Here is a 17,537-nt window from a genome sequence, read left to right on the forward strand (position 1 = left end):
TGATCAGCAGGTCGTCAGACGTTATATCCGTAATCAGGAAAAGGCCGACAAAGCTTCCGACTTCGCCGACCTCTTTAATCGTAGCTACTAACTTATAGCAAAACCGCTTCTAGCGGTTCAAGCGCAGCGTTTCAAACCTCCACCTCTGGTGGAGGTCATGGCTTTTCCCCCGCCTCAGCGGCGATCGAGATGGATCGTCACCCAGCCCTCGCGCCAGAGGGTGCGCACGTGGCGCAACCCCGCGCCGTTATAGGCGGCGAGCACCTTCCAGCGCTGCTCGGCGAGGATGCCGGAGAGCACGACCTGGCCGCCGGGCGCCAGCTGCGCGGCAAGCTGCGGCGCCATGCGCATCAGCGGCCGGGCGAGGATGTTGGCGATGATGAGGTCGAAGGGGCCGTGGCGGCCGAAGGCGGTCGAATGGAAGCCGGGGGCGGTTTCCAGCGCGATGCCGGAGACGATGCCGTTGAGGCGGACGTTCTCGCGCGCGACGCGGGTGGCGACCGGGTCGATGTCGGTGGCGAGCACGCTGACCGGCGCCAGCTTGCGCGCGGCGATGGCGAGCACGCCGCTACCCGTGCCGAGGTCGAGCACGCGGCGGACCGGGCGCGAACGCATCACCCCGGCGATCGCCTCCAGGCAGCCCGCCGTCGTGCCGTGATGGCCGGTGCCGAAGGCCTGGCCGGCATCGATCTCGATGGCGATCTCGCCGGCGCGCACCTTGCCGCGGTCATGCGAGCCGTGCACGACGAAGCGGCCGGCGCGCACGGGCTTCAGCCCCTCGAGCGACCTGGCGATCCAGTCGACGTCCGGCAGCACCTCGCGCTCGATGGGCATGTCCGGGAAATGCGGGGCGAGAAGCGCGGCGAAACGCGCGCGCATCTCCTCCTCCTCGTCGGCCATCAGATAGAGCGAGGCCTCCCAGAGGTCTCTCTTCTCGTCGATCTCCATCGTCGCGATGGCGTAGCCCTCTTCCTCGAAGGCGTCGCTCATCAGCGCCATGACGGTCTCGGCGGTCTTCTCGGTCGTGGTGACGTAGAGGCGGATTTCGCTCACGGTGCGCGGTCCCTGTTGTTCCGGGACCGCCTAGCATGCCGGGGTGCGGGGGGTAAAGCGCGCCGGTCCCCCGACCGTGCCGCCTTCGCGCGCCGCCGGGCGATTCCGCCCGGCTGCGAACCTAGCCCTTGATCAGGTTCCTGAGCTTCTGCTCGGCCGTGTCGGGGTTCTCTCCATAGGCGATCGTGCCGGTGAAGCGGCCGGTCGCGTCGAGCAGGAAGACGGAGGCGGTGTGGTCCATCGTGTAGTCGCCGTTCGGATCCTCCTCGTCGAGCGGCACCTTGCGATAGTAGACGCGGAAGCCCTTGGCCATCTCCAGCACCTTCTCCGGCGGGCCGGAAATGCCGGTGATGCGCTTGGAGACGTTGCCGATATACTGGCCGACGAGCTCGGGCGTGTCGCGCTCCGGGTCGACGGTGACGAAATAGGCCTGCAGCTTCGAGCCGTCCGGGTCGACCTTGTTGAGCCAGCCGTCGAGCTCGAACAGCGTCGTCGGGCAGACCTCCGGGCAATGGGTGAAGCCGAAGAAGAGGGCGGTCGGCTTGCCGGTGAAGGCCTTTTCGGTGATCGCCTTGCCGTCGGCGGCGACGAGCTGGAAGGGCACGCCGAACGGGCCGCTCGCCGCCTCGTCCTTCGTGCGGGTCATTTCCAGCGTCAGCCAGCCGGTGAGGGTCGCGACGAGGGCTACGGCGATCCAGAGGATGAGGCGAACGGTTTTCATGGCGGTCCTTCGACAGATGCAGTCACCGTCACTCTCATAGTCCCTCGGCCGGCGTCCTGCAAAGGCGCCGATTGCCGCAACCACGGGAGAGGGGCCGGGATGCCGTCAGAAGCACCAGGACATGCCGCTTTCGGCAAGGCCGAGGAGGATGTCGGAGCCGTGCCGCAGCCAGCCGGCGAAGGCGAGGCCGGAAACGAGCGCGACGGCGCCCGCGGCGAGGAGCGCGAGGGGCCATGTCGGCAGGGCGGGTCGGGTCCTGTTCATCCGGTCATGATAGCGCGAATCCGCCGCGTCCGGAACCGGCAATGGCGCGCCGCCGCCGCCATTTTGCGCAAATCGCTGAAATAGGGGCTTTGGCGGGCCTTCCTTAGGCTTTGTTTAATCTCTCTTTGTCACGGTTCTGGAAGCCGCCAACCGGGAAGAGTCCTATCATGTCCAACGCCATCAAGCAGTCCGGTGATTACCTCGAGATCGTCTCCTTCCATCTGGGGGACCAGGAATTCTGCATCGACATCATGGCCATCCGCGAAATCCGCGGCTGGGCGCCGGTGACGCCGATGCCGCACACGCCGTCCTACGTGCTCGGCCTCATCAACCTGCGCGGCGCGGTGATCCCGGTCATCGACATGGCCTGCCGCCTCGGCATGAAGATGACGGAACCCTCCGAGCGCTCCGCCATCATCGTCACCGACATCGCCGGCAAGCTGGTCGGCCTGCTGGTCGAGCAGGTCTCCGACATGATGACCATCCGCGGCGAGCACCTGCAGCCGGCGCCGGAGATCATCCCGGAAGCCCAGCGCGCCTTCTGCCGCGGCATCGTCGCGCTGGAGAAGACCATGGTCTGCTTCCTCAACCTCGACACGGTGATCGCCGACGAGCTCGCCCAGGCGGCGTGATTGGCAAGGCAGCGACGCCAGCGCTCCGGTCCCTTGCCGGGGCGCTTTTGCGTCCGTCGGCATGCTCTCGAAAAATTGATCATATATTACAATGTGGTAATGGTCGCGTCTTTTCCGCTTTCGGCGGAACCAACGCGCCGGTCCCTCGTTTTCCCGTTGCTTTCCCGCACACGGAAACGAATGGAGATTACCATGAACAAGACTGTCACCTTCGCCCTTGCTTCCCTGCTCGCCGTTTCGCCGGTCGCGGGCGTGGCCTATGCCCAGGACGTCATGCCGACCACGCCGGACACGATGTCGACCGGCTCGATCGGCGCTGACAACGTCCAGGTCATCTACCTGTCCGCGCTGGAAAACGACGACAGCCAGGCGAGCACCTTCGCGATGCTGTCGAGCAAGGTAAACGACCCGGCGGCGCTCGAGCAGGCGCAGGCCGAGATCCAGTCGGAGCCGGGCCTGGCCGACGCGCTGGTGTCCAAGAACGTGCAGCTCCAGAACGTGGTGCACGTCCAGACGGCCGGTAACGGCGGCAAGATCGTCTATGTCAAGTAAGGCGGACCGGCAGGAGAACGCCCCGGCTTTCAAGGAGGCCGGGGCGTTTTCTATTGGGGCCTGCCGTTCGTCCAGGTGACCTCGGCGCCGTAGAGCGGCACGGTCGAGATCGACATCTTGGCCGAACCGTCGGTCAGCTCGCGCGAATGGGCGAGGTAGATCAGCGTGTCGTTCTTGCGGTCGTAGACGCGCGTGACGACCAGCGACTTCCAGATCAGCGACAGGCCGGACTTGAAGACCTCCTCGCCGCCGCGCGAAAGGTCGATGTCGCCGACGGTGATCGGCCCGGTCTGGCGGCAGGCGATGGCGTTGTTGGACGGGTCCTCGAACCAGTTGCCGTTCTTCAGCCGGTCGATCACGCTGCGGTCGAAATAGGTCACGTGGCAGGTGATGCCGGAGACCTCGGGATCGGTGAGCGCGTCGATGTAGATGTCGTTGCCGATCCAGTCGACGCCGACCTTGCCGACGGTGTCGGCGAGCGCCGGGCCGGCGGCGGGCGCCGCGAGGGCGGCGGTGAACGCCACGAGCATGGTGGCGAGGCTCGTGCGGATGCGGTTTGCGCGCGGCATTGGCGGGTCTCCTGTTGCTGCTATCACGTAAGGATCGCCGCCCGCCTTGCAAGGAGGGCGGTTCAGGATTTTGCGGCGGCGATCGTGGCGCGCACGGCCTCCGTGTCGGTGAGCGTCAGCTCGTATTCCCGGTCCTTGCCGGTGCCGCCCATGCCGACATGCGGGTTGCGGAAGGCCATGCCGCTCGGCACGGTCCTCAGCGCGGCGAAATGCAGCTCCCGCAGCCCGGCTGCGTCGCGGACGGTGCGGATACTGTCCGCGTCGAGCGCACCGCAGCCCATGACGGTAATGCGGCCGGCCGCCTGATCGGCGATGCGCTTCAGGATGGCGAGGCCTTCGAGCGCGGTGTCGCGCTGGCCGGAGGTCAGCACCCGGTCGACGCCCGCGCGCACCAGCGCTTCCAGCGCCTCGCCCGCGTCCGCCGTCATGTCGAAGGCGCGGTGGCAGGTGACGGCCATCGGCCGGGCGGCCTGCACCAGCGCTTTCGTGCGCGCCTCGTCGATCAGCCCGTCCGGCGTCAGGCAGCCGATGACGACGCCGGCCACGCCTTCCCCGCGCAGGATGCGGATATCCTCCAGCATGGTCGCGAACTCCGCCTCGGAATAGAGGAAGTCGCCGCCGCGCGGGCGCACGATGACGTGGACCGGGATGCGCGCGGCCTTCACGGCGGCGCGCACGGTGGCAAGGCTTGGCGTCAGGCCGCCCTCGACGAGGCTCGCGCAGAGCTCGACGCGGTCAGCGCCCGCCTCCTGCGCGGCGAGGAAGCCGTCGATGCCCTCGACGCAGATCTCGATGAGCGGCGTTGCCATGGATATCCCCCGGATCAGGTCTCGTGCCAGACGGTCTGCATCAGCCGCAGCCAGTTCTCACGGCAGAGTTTTGTAAGCTCCTCCTCGCCGTATCCGGCGGCCCGCAGCGCCTCGACCAGCGCCTGGTTGCCGGCGGCGTCGCCGATGGCGGCCGGGATGGTGGCGCCGTCGAAATCGGAGCCGATCGCCACGCAGTCGATGCCCATCCGCTCCACCATGTAGTCGATGTGGCGCACCATGGCGGAAAGCGGCGTGTCGGGGTTCTCCAGCCCGTCGGGGCGCAGCATGGTCGTGGCGTAGTTGAGCCCGGCGATGCCCCGGCGCTCGCGGATGGCGTCGAGCTGGCGGTCGGTGAGGTTGCGGGAGATCGGCGTCAGCGCGTGCGCGTTGGAATGGGTGGCGACGAGCGGCGCGGTGCTCGCCTTCGCCACGTCCCAGAAGCCCTGCTCGGTGATATGGGCGAGGTCGATCATGATGCCGAGCCGGTCGCAGGCTTTTACGAGCTCGACGCCGGCGGGCGTGAGGCCCGGCCCGGTGTCGGGCGGGGAGGGGAAGGCGAAGGGCACGCCGTGGCCGAAGGCGTTGTGGCGGCTCCAGACCGGCCCGAGGGAGCGCAGGCCCGCGGCGTAGAGCGTCTCCAGCGTCGAGAGGTCCTCGGCGATCGGCTCGCAGCCCTCGATATGCAGCACCGCGGCGAAGCGGCCCGCCGCCATCGCGGCGCGGATGTCGGCCGTGGAGCGGCAGATCGACCAGCCGCCGGCCCGCTCGATGCGAAAGGCGATGGCCGCCATCTCGAGGGCTGCGGCAAGCGCCGGCTGCTGCCCCAGCGCCGGCACCATCGGGATGCTGTAGCGGCCCTCGGCATCGACCACGCGGGGCGGATAGCCGCCGGGCGAGGGGACGTAGATGGCGCAGAAGCCGCCGGCAAGCCCGCCTTTCTTCGCCCGCGGCGCGTCGATATGGCCCCTGTCGGTGCCGTCGATGAACTCGGCGACCGGGTCGGCGCCCTCCTCGGCGTTCTCCCACAGCCTGAGGAGCACGTCGTTGTGCCCGTCGAAGATCAATTGCATGCGTGGCTCCCGGGGATGTGTCGATGCGGTCTATGGCGTGAGCGGGCTGCGCCCGAACCCCCTCTGCCCGGCAGGGCAGAGGGGGTATCCAACGGTAGAGCCGATTCCGCCGCCGCCCGCAAGCATCAGGCGGAGAAGACCGGCACCCCGCCGATCCAGGTGGAGACGATCGAAAGCGTGTCGTCCACCACGGCGAAATCGGCGTCGTGGCCGTGGGTGAGCCTGCCCTTGCGCCCCGCCATGCCGATCGCGTCGGCCGGATAGAGCGAGGCCATGCGCAGCGCCTCGTCGAGGTCGATGCCGACCGTCCCGTGCATGAAGCGCACGCAGGAGGCCATGTCGATGTCGGCGCCGGCGAGCGTGCCGTCGGCAAGCGTCAGCCGCCCGTCCTTGCGGAAGATCTCGCGGCCGTTGAGGAAGAAGCTCGTCATGTCGGTGCCGATGGTGGACATGGCGTCCGTTACCAGGAAGATGCGGCCCGGCCCGCGCTTGGCCCTCAGCGCGACGCGGATCGACACCGGATCGACATGGAAGCCGTCGGCGATGAGGCCGGCGTTGAGATGGCCGACGTCGAGCGCGGCGCCGACCATGCCGGGTTCGCGATGGCCGAGCGGGCTCATGGCGTTGAAGAGATGCGTCATCATGTGCGCGCCCGCCTCGATCGCCGCGGCCGCCTCGGCGTAGCGGCAGTCGGAATGGCCGAGGCTGACGGTGACGCCGGCCGCGGCAAGGGCTGCGATTTGCTCGTTGCGCGCGTTTTCCGGCGCGAGCGTCATCATCAGCGCGTCGAGCTGCCTGCGTGCCGCGATGGTGCGGTCGAGGTCGGCCCGCTCCATCGGCCGGATCAGCGCCGCGTCGTGTGCGCCCTTGCGGGCGACGGAGAGATGCGGGCCTTCGAGGTGGAGGCCGAGGAAGCCGGGAACGCCGCTGCTCTTCGCCTCGATGCCGGCGGCAATCGCCGCCTCCGTCACGGCGGGCGTGTCGGTGATGAGCGTCGGCAGGAGCGCGGTGGTGCCGAAGCGGGCGTGCGCGGCGCAGATCACGCGGATGCCGTCCGCGTCCGGCCGCTCGTTGAGCAGCACGCCGCCGCCGCCGTTGACCTGCAGGTCGACGAAGCCGGGGACGATGGCGAGGCCGCCCATCTCGACCGTGCGCACGCCCTCCGGCAACTCGTGCCGGGCGGCGATGGCGGCGACCTTGCCGCCGTCGATGAGAAGGATGCTGTCGTCGTGCCAGAGGTCGCCGTCGAAGATTCGGGCGCCGGTGATGGCGATTACGGTGCTCATCGCGTTTCCGTCACTTTCTTCAGGTTGACCGGCCTGTCGGGATCGAGGCCGCGGGCGCGCGACCAGGCCTCCACGAAGCCGTAGAAGGGAACGATCAGCGCCAGCGCATCGGTGATCGGATGGCCGGTCGCCACGAAGGGCAGCCTCTTCGCGCTGCCCGCCCTGTCGGAGGTGGCGCAGGCATAGGCGCCGCGCTCGGCGAGCCCGTCGGCCATGCCGGTGACGGAGGCTTCCGCCGCGTCGCGCGCGGCGAGCGCGATGACGGGGAAGGACGGGCCGACGAGGGCGACGGGGCCGTGCAGAACCTCCGCCGAGGAATAGGCCTCGGCATGCATGCCCGAGGTCTCCTTGAACTTCAGCGCCGCCTCGTTGGCGATCGCAAGGCCGGGGCCGCGGCCGAGCACGTAGAGCGATTGCGCCTCCATGAGGTCGCCGGCGAGATCGCTCCAGTCGAGCGCCACGGCCTTGGCGAACTGCTCCGGCAGGTTCTTCACGGCCCGCGCGAGGCTCGCGTCACCGGTCCACTCGGCAACGACCGCGAGCCCCGCGACGATGGAATTGACGTAGGATTTCGTCGCCGCGACGCTGAGCTCCGGTCCGGCCGAGATGTCGAGCGCGTGGGTGCAGGCGTCCGCAAGCGGCGAGGGCAGGGTGTTGGTGAGCGCGATCGCCACGGCGCCGCCCTTCGTCGCGCCCTCCGCCATGGCGACGATGTCCGGGCTCCTGCCGGACTGCGAGATGGCGATGGCCGCACCGCCGACAAGCTTCAGCTTCGCGCCGTAGATCGAGGCGAGCGAGGGGCCGAGCGAGGCGACCGGCCGGCCGGCCGTCAGCTCGATCGCATATTTCAGGAAGAGGGCGGCATGGTCGGAGGAGCCGCGCGCCACCGTCACGAAGAACTGCGGGTCGCGCTCGCAAAGCGCCTTGCCGGCGGCGGCGATCGCCTCGGCGGATCGTTCCAGCACGCGGGCTGCGGCCTCCGGGATTTCGTCGATTTCGCGGCGCATGTTGGTCTGCATGGCAGTCTCTTTCATCAGGGCTCGGAGAGCGTCAGCTCGGCGACGAAGTCGTAGGCGTCGCCGCGGTAGATCGAGCGGGTGAATTCCACCACCCGGCCGGAGGGCAGGTAGGAGACCCGCTCGATGGAGAGGCCCGCCGAACCGGCCGGCACGCCGAGCATCGCGGCGTCGGGGTCCTTCATGTTGTAGGCGGAGATGCGCTGCACGGCGCGCACGGGCCGGCAGCCGCGCTCCTCCAGCACGGCATAGAGCGAGCTCTCCACCTGCTGCGGATCCGGCAGGAAATCGGCGGACACGCAGGCGCGCTCGATGGCGAGCGGCATGTCGTCGGCGACGCGCAGCCGCCCGAGCCGCGCCACCAGCGCGTCCGCCGGCAGGCCGAGGATCATCATTTCGTCCGGCGAGGGGTGGAACAGGCCGCGGTCGAGCCAGCGCGCATGGGTCTTAAGCCCGCGCCGCGCCATGTCCTCGGTGAAGGAGGTGAGGCGGGAGAGCGACTGCTGCACCCGGGCGACGGGCTTGACGACGAAGGTGCCGGAGCCGTGGCGGCGCACCAGCAGCCCGTCGCGGACGAGGTCGTCCACCGCCTTGCGCACCGTGACGCGGCTGATGTTGGCGTAGTCGGCGAGGTCGCGTTCGGGCGGCAGCGCGTCGCCGTGGTTGAGCCGGCCGGAATTGATCGCCTCCTCCAGCGCCTGGCGGAGCTTCAGGTAGAGCGGCCCCGCGGCCCCGGCCTGGAGCCTCTGCGGCGACAGGATGTCGGCGAGGGGGATCGTCATCCGGACGCTCCCGTGCGCTCGCGCTGGCGGGCGGCGGCGAGCGCCACGGCACCCGTCAGCGCGTCGGCCTGCGGTTCCACTAGGATGGCGCGGTGGCGTTGCGACAGCCATTCGGGATAAAGCGGGGCGAGCCCGCCGAGCAGGCAGAGACGCCGTGCGCCGGCGAGCGCCATGATCGCGTCCAGCGCCTCGTCGACCGTGCCGGCGGCCGCCTCGACGATGGCGACGGCGCGCGGGTCCCTCGCGCGGGCATGCTCGAAGACGAGGGGGGCGTAGCGGCCGAAATCGCCGGGCTTCGAGAGGTGCGCGAACTCGACGATGCCGCGCGGATCGTGCTTGAACTCGTCGAGCACCGCGTCCGTCACGGCGGAACGGGGACGCACGCCGTCATGGGCGAGCAGCGCCTCCTGCAGCAGCGCGTGGCCGATGCGCGCGCCGCTGCCGAGGTCGCCGACCGTGAAGCCCCAGCCGCCGATGTAGCGGACGGTGCCGGCCTTGCGCGCCATGTAGATGGTGCCGGTGCCGAGGATCGCGACCGCGCCGTCGCCGTCGCCGAGCGCGCCCTGCAGCGCGATCAGGCCGTCGGAATCGATGTCCGTGTGGCGGAAGGGCAGGCGGTCGTGGACGTAGCGGGCGAGGTCGCCGACATTGGTGCCGGCAAGGCCGAGGAAGGCGGAGGCTTCGCCGACCCCATCCCCGTCGAGGCCGGCGTCGCGGAAGGCGGCCTTGGCCGCCTCGGTGATCGACAGGATCGCATTGTTGGGATCGGTCAGGATGTTGGCGGCGCCGCTCTTGCCGCGGCCGAGGATCGTCCCCTGCGGGTCCGCGACCGCCGCGCGGCAACTCGTGCCGCCACCATCGATGCCGAGAATATAGCCAGCCATGGGAACCTCCGGCGACAACGATACCAAAAAAATACCATTAACCAAGGGAGAAAGCGGGGCTATGCTGCAGCTGCAAATTAACACATTGATTTTAAATATTTAAAAAAATCTCTCCTGGAAAAATACCGTCAAAAGTTAATTTGCTATGGACAAGTGGTATTTTTTTGGCATTAATTTGCGGCAGAGGAGAACGACGATGGCCGCAGGCGGAACCGAGGGCAGGCACGAACGGGCGAGCGGACTGGACGCGTTGCGTCCGGTCGAGGCGCTGGCGCTGCTCGCCGACGGGCAGAAGGCCGCCGCCGCCGCGGTCGATGCGGCGCTCGACGACATCGCCGCCGGCGCGCGGCTTGCGGCCGACGCGCTTCTGTCGGGCGGCCGGCTCGTCTATGCGGGCGCCGGCAGTTCCGGCCTGATGGCGATGGCCGACGCGCTGGAGCTTCCCGGAACCTACGGCATCTCCCGTGAGCGCATCGTCGTCCTGCTGGCGGGCGGGGCGGCGAGCCTCGTCGATCTCGCCGGGACCTACGAGGACGACGTCGACCTCGCGGCGGCGGACGCCGCCGAAGCCGGCATTGCGGCCGCCGACTGCGCGATCGTCGTTTCCGCCAGCGGCTCGACGCCCTATGCGCTCGCCGTCGCGGATCATGCGCGGGAAAAGGGCGCGCGGGTGATCGCACTCGCCAACAATCCGGGCGCGAAGCTCTTTGCCGGCGCCGATGTCTCGATCCTGCTCGCCACGCCGCCGGAGGTGATCTCCGGCTCCACGCGCATGGGCGCGGGCACGGCGCAGAAGATCGCCTTCAACCTGCTCTCGACGCTCGTCGGCATCCATCTCGGCCACGTGCACGACGGCCACATGGTCAATCTCAAGGCGGACAACATCAAGCTCAGGAGCCGGGCCTGCCGCATCGTCTCCGACATCGCCGGCGTCGATGCCGGCGAGGCGGAGCGGCTGCTTCAGCGCTCGGACGGCTCGGTCAAGGCGGCCGTGCTGCTGGCGGCCGGTGCGCCCGACACCGGCGCGGCGCTCGCCGCGCTCGACCGCGAGGGCCAGAATCTCCGCCGCGCGCTCAAGGCCTTCGGCTGAACGAATCTCGCAAACGCGCCGGCACGGCGCATAAAAAGGGGAGAATGACATGACACGAACCGCTATCAGGGGCCTGCTGCTCGCCACGAGCGTCCTCGGCACGGCCGGGCTCGCGCAGGCGCAGGACGTCTCGCTGACGATCGAAAGCTGGCGCAACGACGACCTCTCCATCTGGCAGGAGAAGATCATCCCGGCCTTCGAGGCCAAGAACCCCGGCATCAAGGTCGTCTTCTCGCCGTCCGCGCCGACGGAATACAACGCTGCGCTCAACGCCAAGCTCGACGCGGGCTCGGCCGGCGACCTCATCACCTGCCGTCCCTTCGACGCCTCGCTGGAGCTCTACAATAAGGGCCATCTCGCCTCCCTGAACGATCTCGCCGGCATGGAGAACTTCTCCGACGTCGCCAAGTCCGCCTGGACGATCGACGACGGCGCCACCACCTTCTGCGTGCCGATGGCCTCGGTCATCCACGGCTTCATCTACAACAAGGACGCCTTCGACCAGCTCGGAATCTCCGTGCCGGCGACCGAGGAGGAATTCTTCGCCGCGCTGGAGAAGATCAAGGCCGACGGCAACTACATCCCGATGGCGATGGGCACGAAGGACCTCTGGGAAGCCGCGACCATGGGCTACCAGAACATCGGCCCGACCTACTGGAAGGGCGAGGAAGGCCGCAAGGCGCTGATCGCCGGCACCCAGAAGCTCACCGACGAGGGCTGGGTCGAGCCGTTCCGCGTGCTCGCCAAGTGGAAGGACTATCTCGGCGACGGCTTCGAGGCGCAGACCTATCCGGACAGCCAGAACCTGTTCACGCTCGGCCGTGCGGCGATCTATCCGGCCGGCTCCTGGGAGATCGGCCTGTTCAACACGCAGGCGCAGTTCAAGATGGGCGCCTTCCCGCCGCCGGTGAAGAATGCCGGCGACACCTGCTACATCTCCGACCACAACGACATCGGCATCGGCCTCAACGCCAAGAGCGCGAATGCCGAAGCGGCGAAGAAATTCCTCTCCTTCGTCGCCTCGCCGGAATTCGCCGACATCTACGCCAACTCGCTGCCGGGCTTCTTCAGCCTGAACTCGACGGCGGTGAAGATGGCCGACCCGCTGGCGCAGGAATTCGTCTCCTGGCGCGAGAAGTGCCAGCCGACGATCCGCTCGACCTACCAAATCCTGTCGCGCGGCACGCCGAACCTCGAAAACGAGACCTGGACGGAATCGGCCAACGTCATCAACGGTACCGACACGCCGGAAGAGGCGGCCAAGAAGCTGCAGGACGGCCTCGACAGCTGGTACAAGCCGGCGCAGTAAGGCGTGCATGATCCGGCAGGCGGTGAGGCCCCCTCATCCGCCTGCCGGCACCTTCTCCCCGGCGGGGAGAAGGAGAATCCCGGCATCGCTGTCTTCCCCGTCTCCCCGACGGGCCGGATGAGGGGGCGGCGCGCAAGACAGATCGGGGCAGCGGCCCCGTGACAATCGTGTAGAGTGGACATCGGGCATGTGCGGCCGGGGCGGACCGCGCAACGCGCACGCCTATGCGGGCGACGAACCAACCGGACAGGGACAGGCAGCCATGAGCGACGCAACACCATCCCGGGATGCAATCGAGCCCGTCCGGCGGCCGCGGCGCTGGCACATCGCCGTGTTCCTGCTGCCGGCCTTGCTCGTCTACACGGCGGTGATGATCCTGCCGCTGATCGAGACGCTCCGGCTCTCGCTCTTCAACACGGTGGACGGCGAGCACACCTTCGTCGGGCTCGCCAACTTCAAGGTGCTGTTCGGCGACGCGCGCTGGGCGGCGGACTTCTGGAACGCGCTCAGGAACAACGTCGTCTTCTTCGCCATCCACATGCTGGTGCAGAACCCGATCGGCGTGGCGCTCGCCGCCATGCTGTCGATCCCGAGGCTGCGCTTCGCCGCCTTCTACCGCACGGCGATCTTCCTGCCGACGCTCTTGTCCTTCGTCATTGTCGGCTTCATCTGGAAGCTGATCCTCTCGCCGATCTGGGGCGTATCGCCCTATCTGATGGACCTCGTCGGGCTGAAGTCGCTGTTTTCGCCCTGGCTCGGCAAGCCGGGCTCGGCGCTCGTCGCCGTGTCGCTGATCTCGGTGTGGCAATATGTCGGCATCCCGATGATGCTGATCTACGCGGCGCTGCTCAGCATCCCGGACGAGGTGATCGAGGCGGCCGAATGCGACGGCATCACTGGCTGGAGCCAGTTCTGGAAGATCAAGCTGCCGCTGATCCTGCCGGCGATCGGCATCATCTCGATCCTCACCTTCGTCGGCAATTTCAACGCCTTCGACCTGATCTACACCGTGCAGGGGGCGCTCGCCGGGCCGGACAAGTCGACCGACATCCTCGGCACGCTGCTCTACCGCACCTTCTTCGGCTTCCAGCTCCAGCTCGGCGACCGCTCGATGGGCGCGACCATCGCCACGGTGATGTTCCTGATCATCCTCGCCGGCGTCACCTTCTATCTCTTCGTCGTGCAGCGGCGCATCCGCCGCTACCAGTTCTGAACCGGGAGGGACCGACATGTCCAAGGCACGCACTTCCCTTTCCCGCACGACGGTCGTCCACCTGGCGCTGATCGCCTACACGCTGATCTCCGTCTTCCCGGTGTTCCTGACGCTGATCAACTCGGTGAAGAGCCGCAACGCGATCTTCCGCAACCCGATGCAGCTGCCGACGGCGGAGACCTTTGACCTCGTGGGCTACACGACGGTGCTGGGGCAGGGGGACTTCGCCACCTATTTCCAGAACAGCCTGATCGTCACGGTCGTCGCGATCGCGCTCGTGCTTTTGTTCGGCGCCATGGCGGCCTTCGCGCTCTCCGAATACCGCTTCCGCGGCAACACGCTGATGGGCCTCTACCTCGCGCTCGGCATCATGATCCCGATCCGCCTCGGCACGGTGGCGATCCTGCAGGGCATGGTGGCGACGGGTCTCGTCAACACGCTGACGGCGCTGGTCCTCGTCTATACCGCGCAGGGCATCCCGCTCGCCGTCTTCATCCTGTCGGAGTTCATGAAGACCGTCTCCGACGACCTCAAGAACGCCGGGCGCATCGACGGGCTGTCCGAATATGCGATCTTCTTCCGCCTCGTCTTGCCGCTCGTGCGCCCCGCCATGGCGACGGTCGCCGTCTTCACCATGATCCCGATCTGGAACGACCTGTGGTTCCCGTTGATCCTCGCGCCGTCGGAGGCCACCAAGACGGTGACGCTCGGCGCGCAGATCTTCATCGGCCAGTTCGTCACCAACTGGAACGCGGTGCTCGCGGCGCTCTCGCTGGCGATCTTCCCGGTCCTCGTCCTCTATCTCCTCTTCTCGCGGCAGCTGATCCGCGGCATCACCTCGGGAGCCGTCAAATGAAACCCATCCGCGTCCTTTCCGCCGGCCTCGGCAACATGGGGCGAAGCCATGCGCTCGCCTATCACGAGAACCCCGGCTTCACGATCGCCGGCCTCGTCAACCGCTCGAGGGTCGAATTGCCGGCCGGGCTCCAGGGCTACGAGATCCTGCCCTCCTTCCCGGAGGCGCTGAGGGAGCTGAAGCCGGAGCTCTGCTCGATCAACACCTATTCCGACAGCCATGCCGACTATGCGGTGATGGCGATGGAGGCGGGCGCGCATGTCTTCGTCGAGAAGCCGCTCGCGACCACCGTAGCGGATGCCGAGCGCGTGGTCGCCTGCGCGAGGGCGAACGGCCGCAAGCTCGTCGTCGGCTACATCCTGCGCCACCATCCCTCCTGGATGCGGCTGATCGAGGAGGCGCGCAAGCTCGGGGGCCCTTACGTCTTCCGCATGAACCTGAACCAGCAGTCGAGCGGCCCGACCTGGGCGACGCACAAGGCGCTGATGGAGACGACGCCGCCGATCGTCGACTGCGGCGTGCACTATGTCGACGTCATGTGCCAGATCACTGACGCCAGGGCCGTCGAGGTGCGCGGCATCGGGCTTCGGCTCTCGGACGAGATTTCGCCGGACATGTACAATTACGGCCACCTGCAGGTGCTGTTCGACGACGGCTCGCTCGGCTGGTACGAGGCGGGCTGGGGGCCGATGATCTCGGAGACCGCCTTCTTCGTGAAGGACGTGATGTCGCCCAGGGGTTCCGTCTCCATCGTCATGGACCCGAACGCGAAATCCGACGACATCGACACGCACACGAAGACGGCGGTCATCCGCCTGCATTCCGCCGAGACCGGGCCGGACGGCCGCTTCCTGAAGGCCGACGAGGACCTGACCATGGCCGGCGAGCCCGGCCACCAGGAGCTCTGCGACCGGGAACAGGCCTTCGTGCTGAAGGCGATCCGCGAGGACATCGACCTTTCGCGGCACATGGACGACGCGGTGCAGTCGCTGCGCATATGCCTCGCGGCCGACGAAAGTGTCAGAACCGGCCGACCGGTCAAGCTCTAAGGGGATACGATGGGCTCTCTCCAACTCCAATCCGTGCGCAAGTCCTTCGGCCCGGTCGACGTGCTCAAGGGCATCGACCTCGACGTCGAGGACGGCGAGTTCGTCATCTTCGTCGGCCCCTCGGGCTGCGGAAAATCGACGCTGCTGCGCATCATCGCCGGGCTCGAGGACACGACCTCCGGCTCGATCCGCATCGACGGCGCCGAGGTCTCCGCGGTGCCGCCGGCCAGGCGCGGCATCGCCATGGTGTTCCAGTCCTACGCGCTCTATCCGCACCTGACGGTGAAGGACAACATGGGGCTCGGCCTCAAGCAGGCGGGCACGGCGAAGGCCGTGATCGAGGAGCGGGTGAGGAAGGCCTCGGCCATGCTGTCGCTGGAAAAATACCTCGACCGGCGGCCGGCCGAGCTGTCCGGCGGCCAGCGCCAGCGCGTCGCCATCGGCCGCGCCATCGTGCGCGAGCCGAAGCTCTTCCTGTTCGACGAGCCGCTGTCGAACCTCGACGCGGCGCTGCGCGTCCACATGCGGCTGGAGATCGCCAGGCTGCACCGCGAGCTCAAGGCGACGATGATCTACGTCACCCACGACCAGGTGGAGGCGATGACGCTCGCCGACAAGATCGTCGTGCTCGACGGCGGCGTCATCCAGCAGGTCGGCTCGCCGATGGAGCTCTACAACCGGCCGGCCAACCTGTTCGTCGCCGGCTTCATCGGCTCGCCGGCGATGAACTTCGTCGAGGCGGCGCGCCTCGGCGACGGCGGCGCGAAGACCCTCGGCATCCGTCCGGAGCATATCGCGCTCTCGCGCGAGAGCGGCGAGTGGGAGGGCAAGGTGATCCACGTCGAGCACCTCGGCGCCGACACGATCGTCTATCTCGAATCGGACAGGGTCGGGCTCCTCACCGTGCGGCTCTTCGGCGAGCACCACTACGCGCCCGGCGACACGGTGCACGCCACGCCGGCGGCCGGGCAGGTGCACCGTTTCGGAGCGGATGGACGCGCGATACATTGAGGACCCTCATCACAATTTCGTGATCAGCGCCCGACGGCGTGCCATGCGATTGTCAAAAGACAGGAATTAACATACAGACCTGTTTGTATGTAGCGATGCGATGTCCCTCCGGCCGTCGCATCGTCTCGTTTTTTCAGCACCCCGCGGCCGTCCCGGCCGATCTGTCGATGGACTATCCCATGCGTTTGATGAGACCGATTTCGATTGCGACCCTTGGCGCCCTCTTGGCTCTGGCGGGCTGCCAGGACGAACAGGCCCCGCAGGCGGGCGCCGCGTTTCCGCCGCCGCAGGTGGGCGTCGTGACGGTCGAGGCGACCGCCGTGCCCGTCACCAACGACCTGCCGGGCCGCATCGCCGCGACGCGCACGGCCGAAGTGAGGCCGCGCGTCTCCGGCATCGTCGTGGAACGGGTGTTCGAGCAGGGGTCGATCGTCAAGGAGGGCGAGGTGCTCTACCGCATCGATCCCGCGCCGTTCCAGGTGCAGGTCGACAGCGCCGAGGCGACGCTGCGCCGCGCCGAGGCCGTGCAGCTCCAGGCCCGCCAGGCGGCCGAGCGGCAGGAGCAGCTCAAGAAGTCCAACGTCGCCTCCGCCCAGCAGTACGACGACGCCATCGCCAAGCTCGCGCAGGCGGATGCCGACGTCGCGATCGCCCAGGCCGGGCTTGCGACCGCCAAGCTCAACCTCGAATATGCCGAGGTGAAGGCGCCGATCAGCGGCCGCATCGGCCGGGCGCTCATCACCGAGGGCGCGCTCGTTTCCGCAAGCGGCGAGAACCTCGCGACGATCCAGCAGCTCGACCCGGTCTATGCCGACTTCACGCAGCCGGCGACCGACCTCATCCGCCTGCGCAAGGCGCTGCAGGAAGGCGAGCTGATCGACGATTCCAACTCGACCGGCGTCAAGCTGCTGCTCGACGACGGCACGGCCTATCCGCACGACGGGCGGCTGCTGTTCTCGGAAGCGGCGGTCGACGCCTCGACCGGCCAGGTGACGCTGCGCGGCGAGTTCCCGAATCCGGACGGCGACCTCCTGCCCGGCATGTACGTGCGCGTGCTGATCGAGCAGGGCGTCGAGAAGAACGCGATCCTCGTGCCGCAGCAGGCGGTGCAGCGCGACAGTTCCGGCAAGGCGCAGCTCTATGTCGTCAACGCAGAGAACAAGGCGGACCTGCGCCAGGTCACGGTCGGCCGCGCCGTCGGCACCCAATGGGTGGTGACGGACGGGCTGAAGAGCGGCGAGAAGGTCGTCGTCGAGGGCTTCCAGAAGGTGCAGCCGGGCGGCGAGGTCGTGCCGGCGGACTGGAAGCCCGTGGCTGCGGCCGGCGGCGAGCCGGTCGAGGCGGCCTCCGCTGCGGAAGACAAGTGAGGAC

Annotated in this window: 19 protein-coding genes and 1 pseudogene; 10 read left to right on the forward strand and 10 right to left on the reverse strand. The window is 68.0% G+C overall.

From position 1 onward, the window contains the following. Positions 1-91: pseudogene (locus NNZ72_RS25625) on the forward strand (IS200/IS605 family transposase); the annotation flags it as partial. 83 nt (positions 92-174) lie between these two features. On the opposite strand, the gene NNZ72_RS23520 reads toward NNZ72_RS25625, so the two are convergent. From NNZ72_RS23520 to NNZ72_RS23530, 3 genes are all read right to left on the reverse strand, one after another. Then, a complete protein-coding gene (locus NNZ72_RS23520; RefSeq protein ID WP_257318126.1) occupies positions 175-1,053 on the reverse strand; it encodes a 50S ribosomal protein L11 methyltransferase in 879 nt (292 codons plus the stop codon). 121 nt (positions 1,054-1,174) lie between these two features. Further along, on the reverse strand, positions 1,175-1,774 hold the full coding sequence (locus tag NNZ72_RS23525; protein ID WP_257318127.1) for an SCO family protein: 600 nt from the start codon (positions 1,772-1,774) through the stop codon (positions 1,175-1,177). 105 nt (positions 1,775-1,879) lie between these two features. After that, complete coding sequence (locus NNZ72_RS23530; RefSeq protein WP_257318128.1) at positions 1,880-2,038, reverse strand: hypothetical protein; 159 nt, start codon at positions 2,036-2,038, stop codon at positions 1,880-1,882. Between the two features lie 167 nt (positions 2,039-2,205). Between NNZ72_RS23530 and NNZ72_RS23535 the strand changes: the two genes are divergently transcribed. Together NNZ72_RS23535 and NNZ72_RS23540 are read left to right on the forward strand one after the other, a co-directional pair. Beyond that, on the forward strand, positions 2,206-2,670 hold the full coding sequence (locus NNZ72_RS23535; RefSeq protein WP_257318129.1) for a chemotaxis protein CheW: 465 nt from the start codon (positions 2,206-2,208) through the stop codon (positions 2,668-2,670). Positions 2,671-2,862: 192 nt separating this feature from the next. Next, a complete protein-coding gene (locus NNZ72_RS23540) occupies positions 2,863-3,222 on the forward strand; it encodes a hypothetical protein (RefSeq protein ID WP_257318130.1) in 360 nt (119 codons plus the stop codon). Positions 3,223-3,272: 50 nt separating this feature from the next. Here the strand turns inward: NNZ72_RS23540 and NNZ72_RS23545 are convergent, their stop codons facing one another. The 7 genes from NNZ72_RS23545 to NNZ72_RS23575 all read right to left on the reverse strand — a co-directional run bounded on the left by NNZ72_RS23545 (position 3,273) and on the right by NNZ72_RS23575 (position 9,638). Next, positions 3,273-3,752 (reverse strand): CreA family protein, encoded by a 480-nt coding sequence (locus NNZ72_RS23545; protein ID WP_257318155.1) that lies wholly within the window; start codon positions 3,750-3,752, stop codon positions 3,273-3,275. Between the two features lie 101 nt (positions 3,753-3,853). Beyond that, entirely contained in the window at positions 3,854-4,600 is a 747-nt protein-coding gene (locus tag NNZ72_RS23550; RefSeq protein WP_257318131.1) for a copper homeostasis protein CutC, read from the reverse strand. A 14-nt stretch (positions 4,601-4,614) separates the two neighbouring features. Beyond that, positions 4,615-5,670 carry a dipeptidase gene (locus NNZ72_RS23555; RefSeq protein ID WP_257318132.1) on the reverse strand — a complete coding sequence of 352 codons (1,056 nt, stop codon included), beginning with the start codon at positions 5,668-5,670 and terminating at the stop codon, positions 4,615-4,617. A gap of 125 nt (positions 5,671-5,795) precedes the next feature. Then, positions 5,796-6,956, reverse strand: a complete 1,161-nt coding sequence (gene nagA / locus NNZ72_RS23560; protein ID WP_257318133.1) for an N-acetylglucosamine-6-phosphate deacetylase — start codon at positions 6,954-6,956, stop codon at positions 5,796-5,798. Further along, positions 6,953-7,975 (reverse strand): SIS domain-containing protein, encoded by a 1,023-nt coding sequence (locus NNZ72_RS23565; protein ID WP_257318134.1) that lies wholly within the window; start codon positions 7,973-7,975, stop codon positions 6,953-6,955. The genes nagA and NNZ72_RS23565 overlap by 4 nt, the downstream gene beginning before the upstream one ends. 14 nt (positions 7,976-7,989) lie before the next feature. Continuing rightward, entirely contained in the window at positions 7,990-8,754 is a 765-nt protein-coding gene (locus tag NNZ72_RS23570; protein WP_257318135.1) for a GntR family transcriptional regulator, read from the reverse strand. Then, entirely contained in the window at positions 8,751-9,638 is an 888-nt protein-coding gene (locus NNZ72_RS23575) for a glucosamine kinase nucleotide-binding domain-containing protein (protein ID WP_257318136.1), read from the reverse strand. The genes NNZ72_RS23570 and NNZ72_RS23575 overlap by 4 nt, the downstream gene beginning before the upstream one ends. A gap of 196 nt (positions 9,639-9,834) precedes the next feature. Here NNZ72_RS23575 and NNZ72_RS23580 point away from each other — a divergent pair, with 196 nt between their 5' ends. The 7 genes from NNZ72_RS23580 (at position 9,835) to NNZ72_RS23610 (ending at position 17,533) form a co-directional block, all read left to right on the forward strand. Beyond that, positions 9,835-10,728, forward strand: a complete 894-nt coding sequence (locus tag NNZ72_RS23580) for an N-acetylmuramic acid 6-phosphate etherase (protein WP_257318137.1) — start codon at positions 9,835-9,837, stop codon at positions 10,726-10,728. A 49-nt stretch (positions 10,729-10,777) separates the two neighbouring features. Beyond that, on the forward strand, positions 10,778-12,037 hold the full coding sequence (locus tag NNZ72_RS23585; protein WP_257318138.1) for an ABC transporter substrate-binding protein: 1,260 nt from the start codon (positions 10,778-10,780) through the stop codon (positions 12,035-12,037). Positions 12,038-12,299: 262 nt separating this feature from the next. Next, a complete protein-coding gene (locus NNZ72_RS23590; RefSeq protein WP_257318139.1) occupies positions 12,300-13,250 on the forward strand; it encodes a carbohydrate ABC transporter permease in 951 nt (316 codons plus the stop codon). Between the two features lie 16 nt (positions 13,251-13,266). Further along, a complete protein-coding gene (locus NNZ72_RS23595) occupies positions 13,267-14,106 on the forward strand; it encodes a carbohydrate ABC transporter permease (protein WP_257318140.1) in 840 nt (279 codons plus the stop codon). Beyond that, entirely contained in the window at positions 14,103-15,155 is a 1,053-nt protein-coding gene (locus NNZ72_RS23600) for a Gfo/Idh/MocA family protein (protein ID WP_257318141.1), read from the forward strand. The genes NNZ72_RS23595 and NNZ72_RS23600 overlap by 4 nt, the downstream gene beginning before the upstream one ends. A 9-nt stretch (positions 15,156-15,164) precedes the next feature. Then, positions 15,165-16,166 carry an ABC transporter ATP-binding protein gene (locus NNZ72_RS23605; protein ID WP_257318142.1) on the forward strand — a complete coding sequence of 334 codons (1,002 nt, stop codon included), beginning with the start codon at positions 15,165-15,167 and terminating at the stop codon, positions 16,164-16,166. 179 nt (positions 16,167-16,345) lie between these two features. After that, positions 16,346-17,533, forward strand: coding sequence for an efflux RND transporter periplasmic adaptor subunit (locus tag NNZ72_RS23610; RefSeq protein WP_257318143.1), 1,188 nt, complete (start codon positions 16,346-16,348; stop codon positions 17,531-17,533). Positions 17,534-17,537 lie beyond the last annotated feature (4 nt).

It is taken from the genome of Shinella pollutisoli, assembly GCF_024609765.1.
Lineage (GTDB): Bacteria > Pseudomonadota > Alphaproteobacteria > Rhizobiales > Rhizobiaceae > Shinella > Shinella pollutisoli.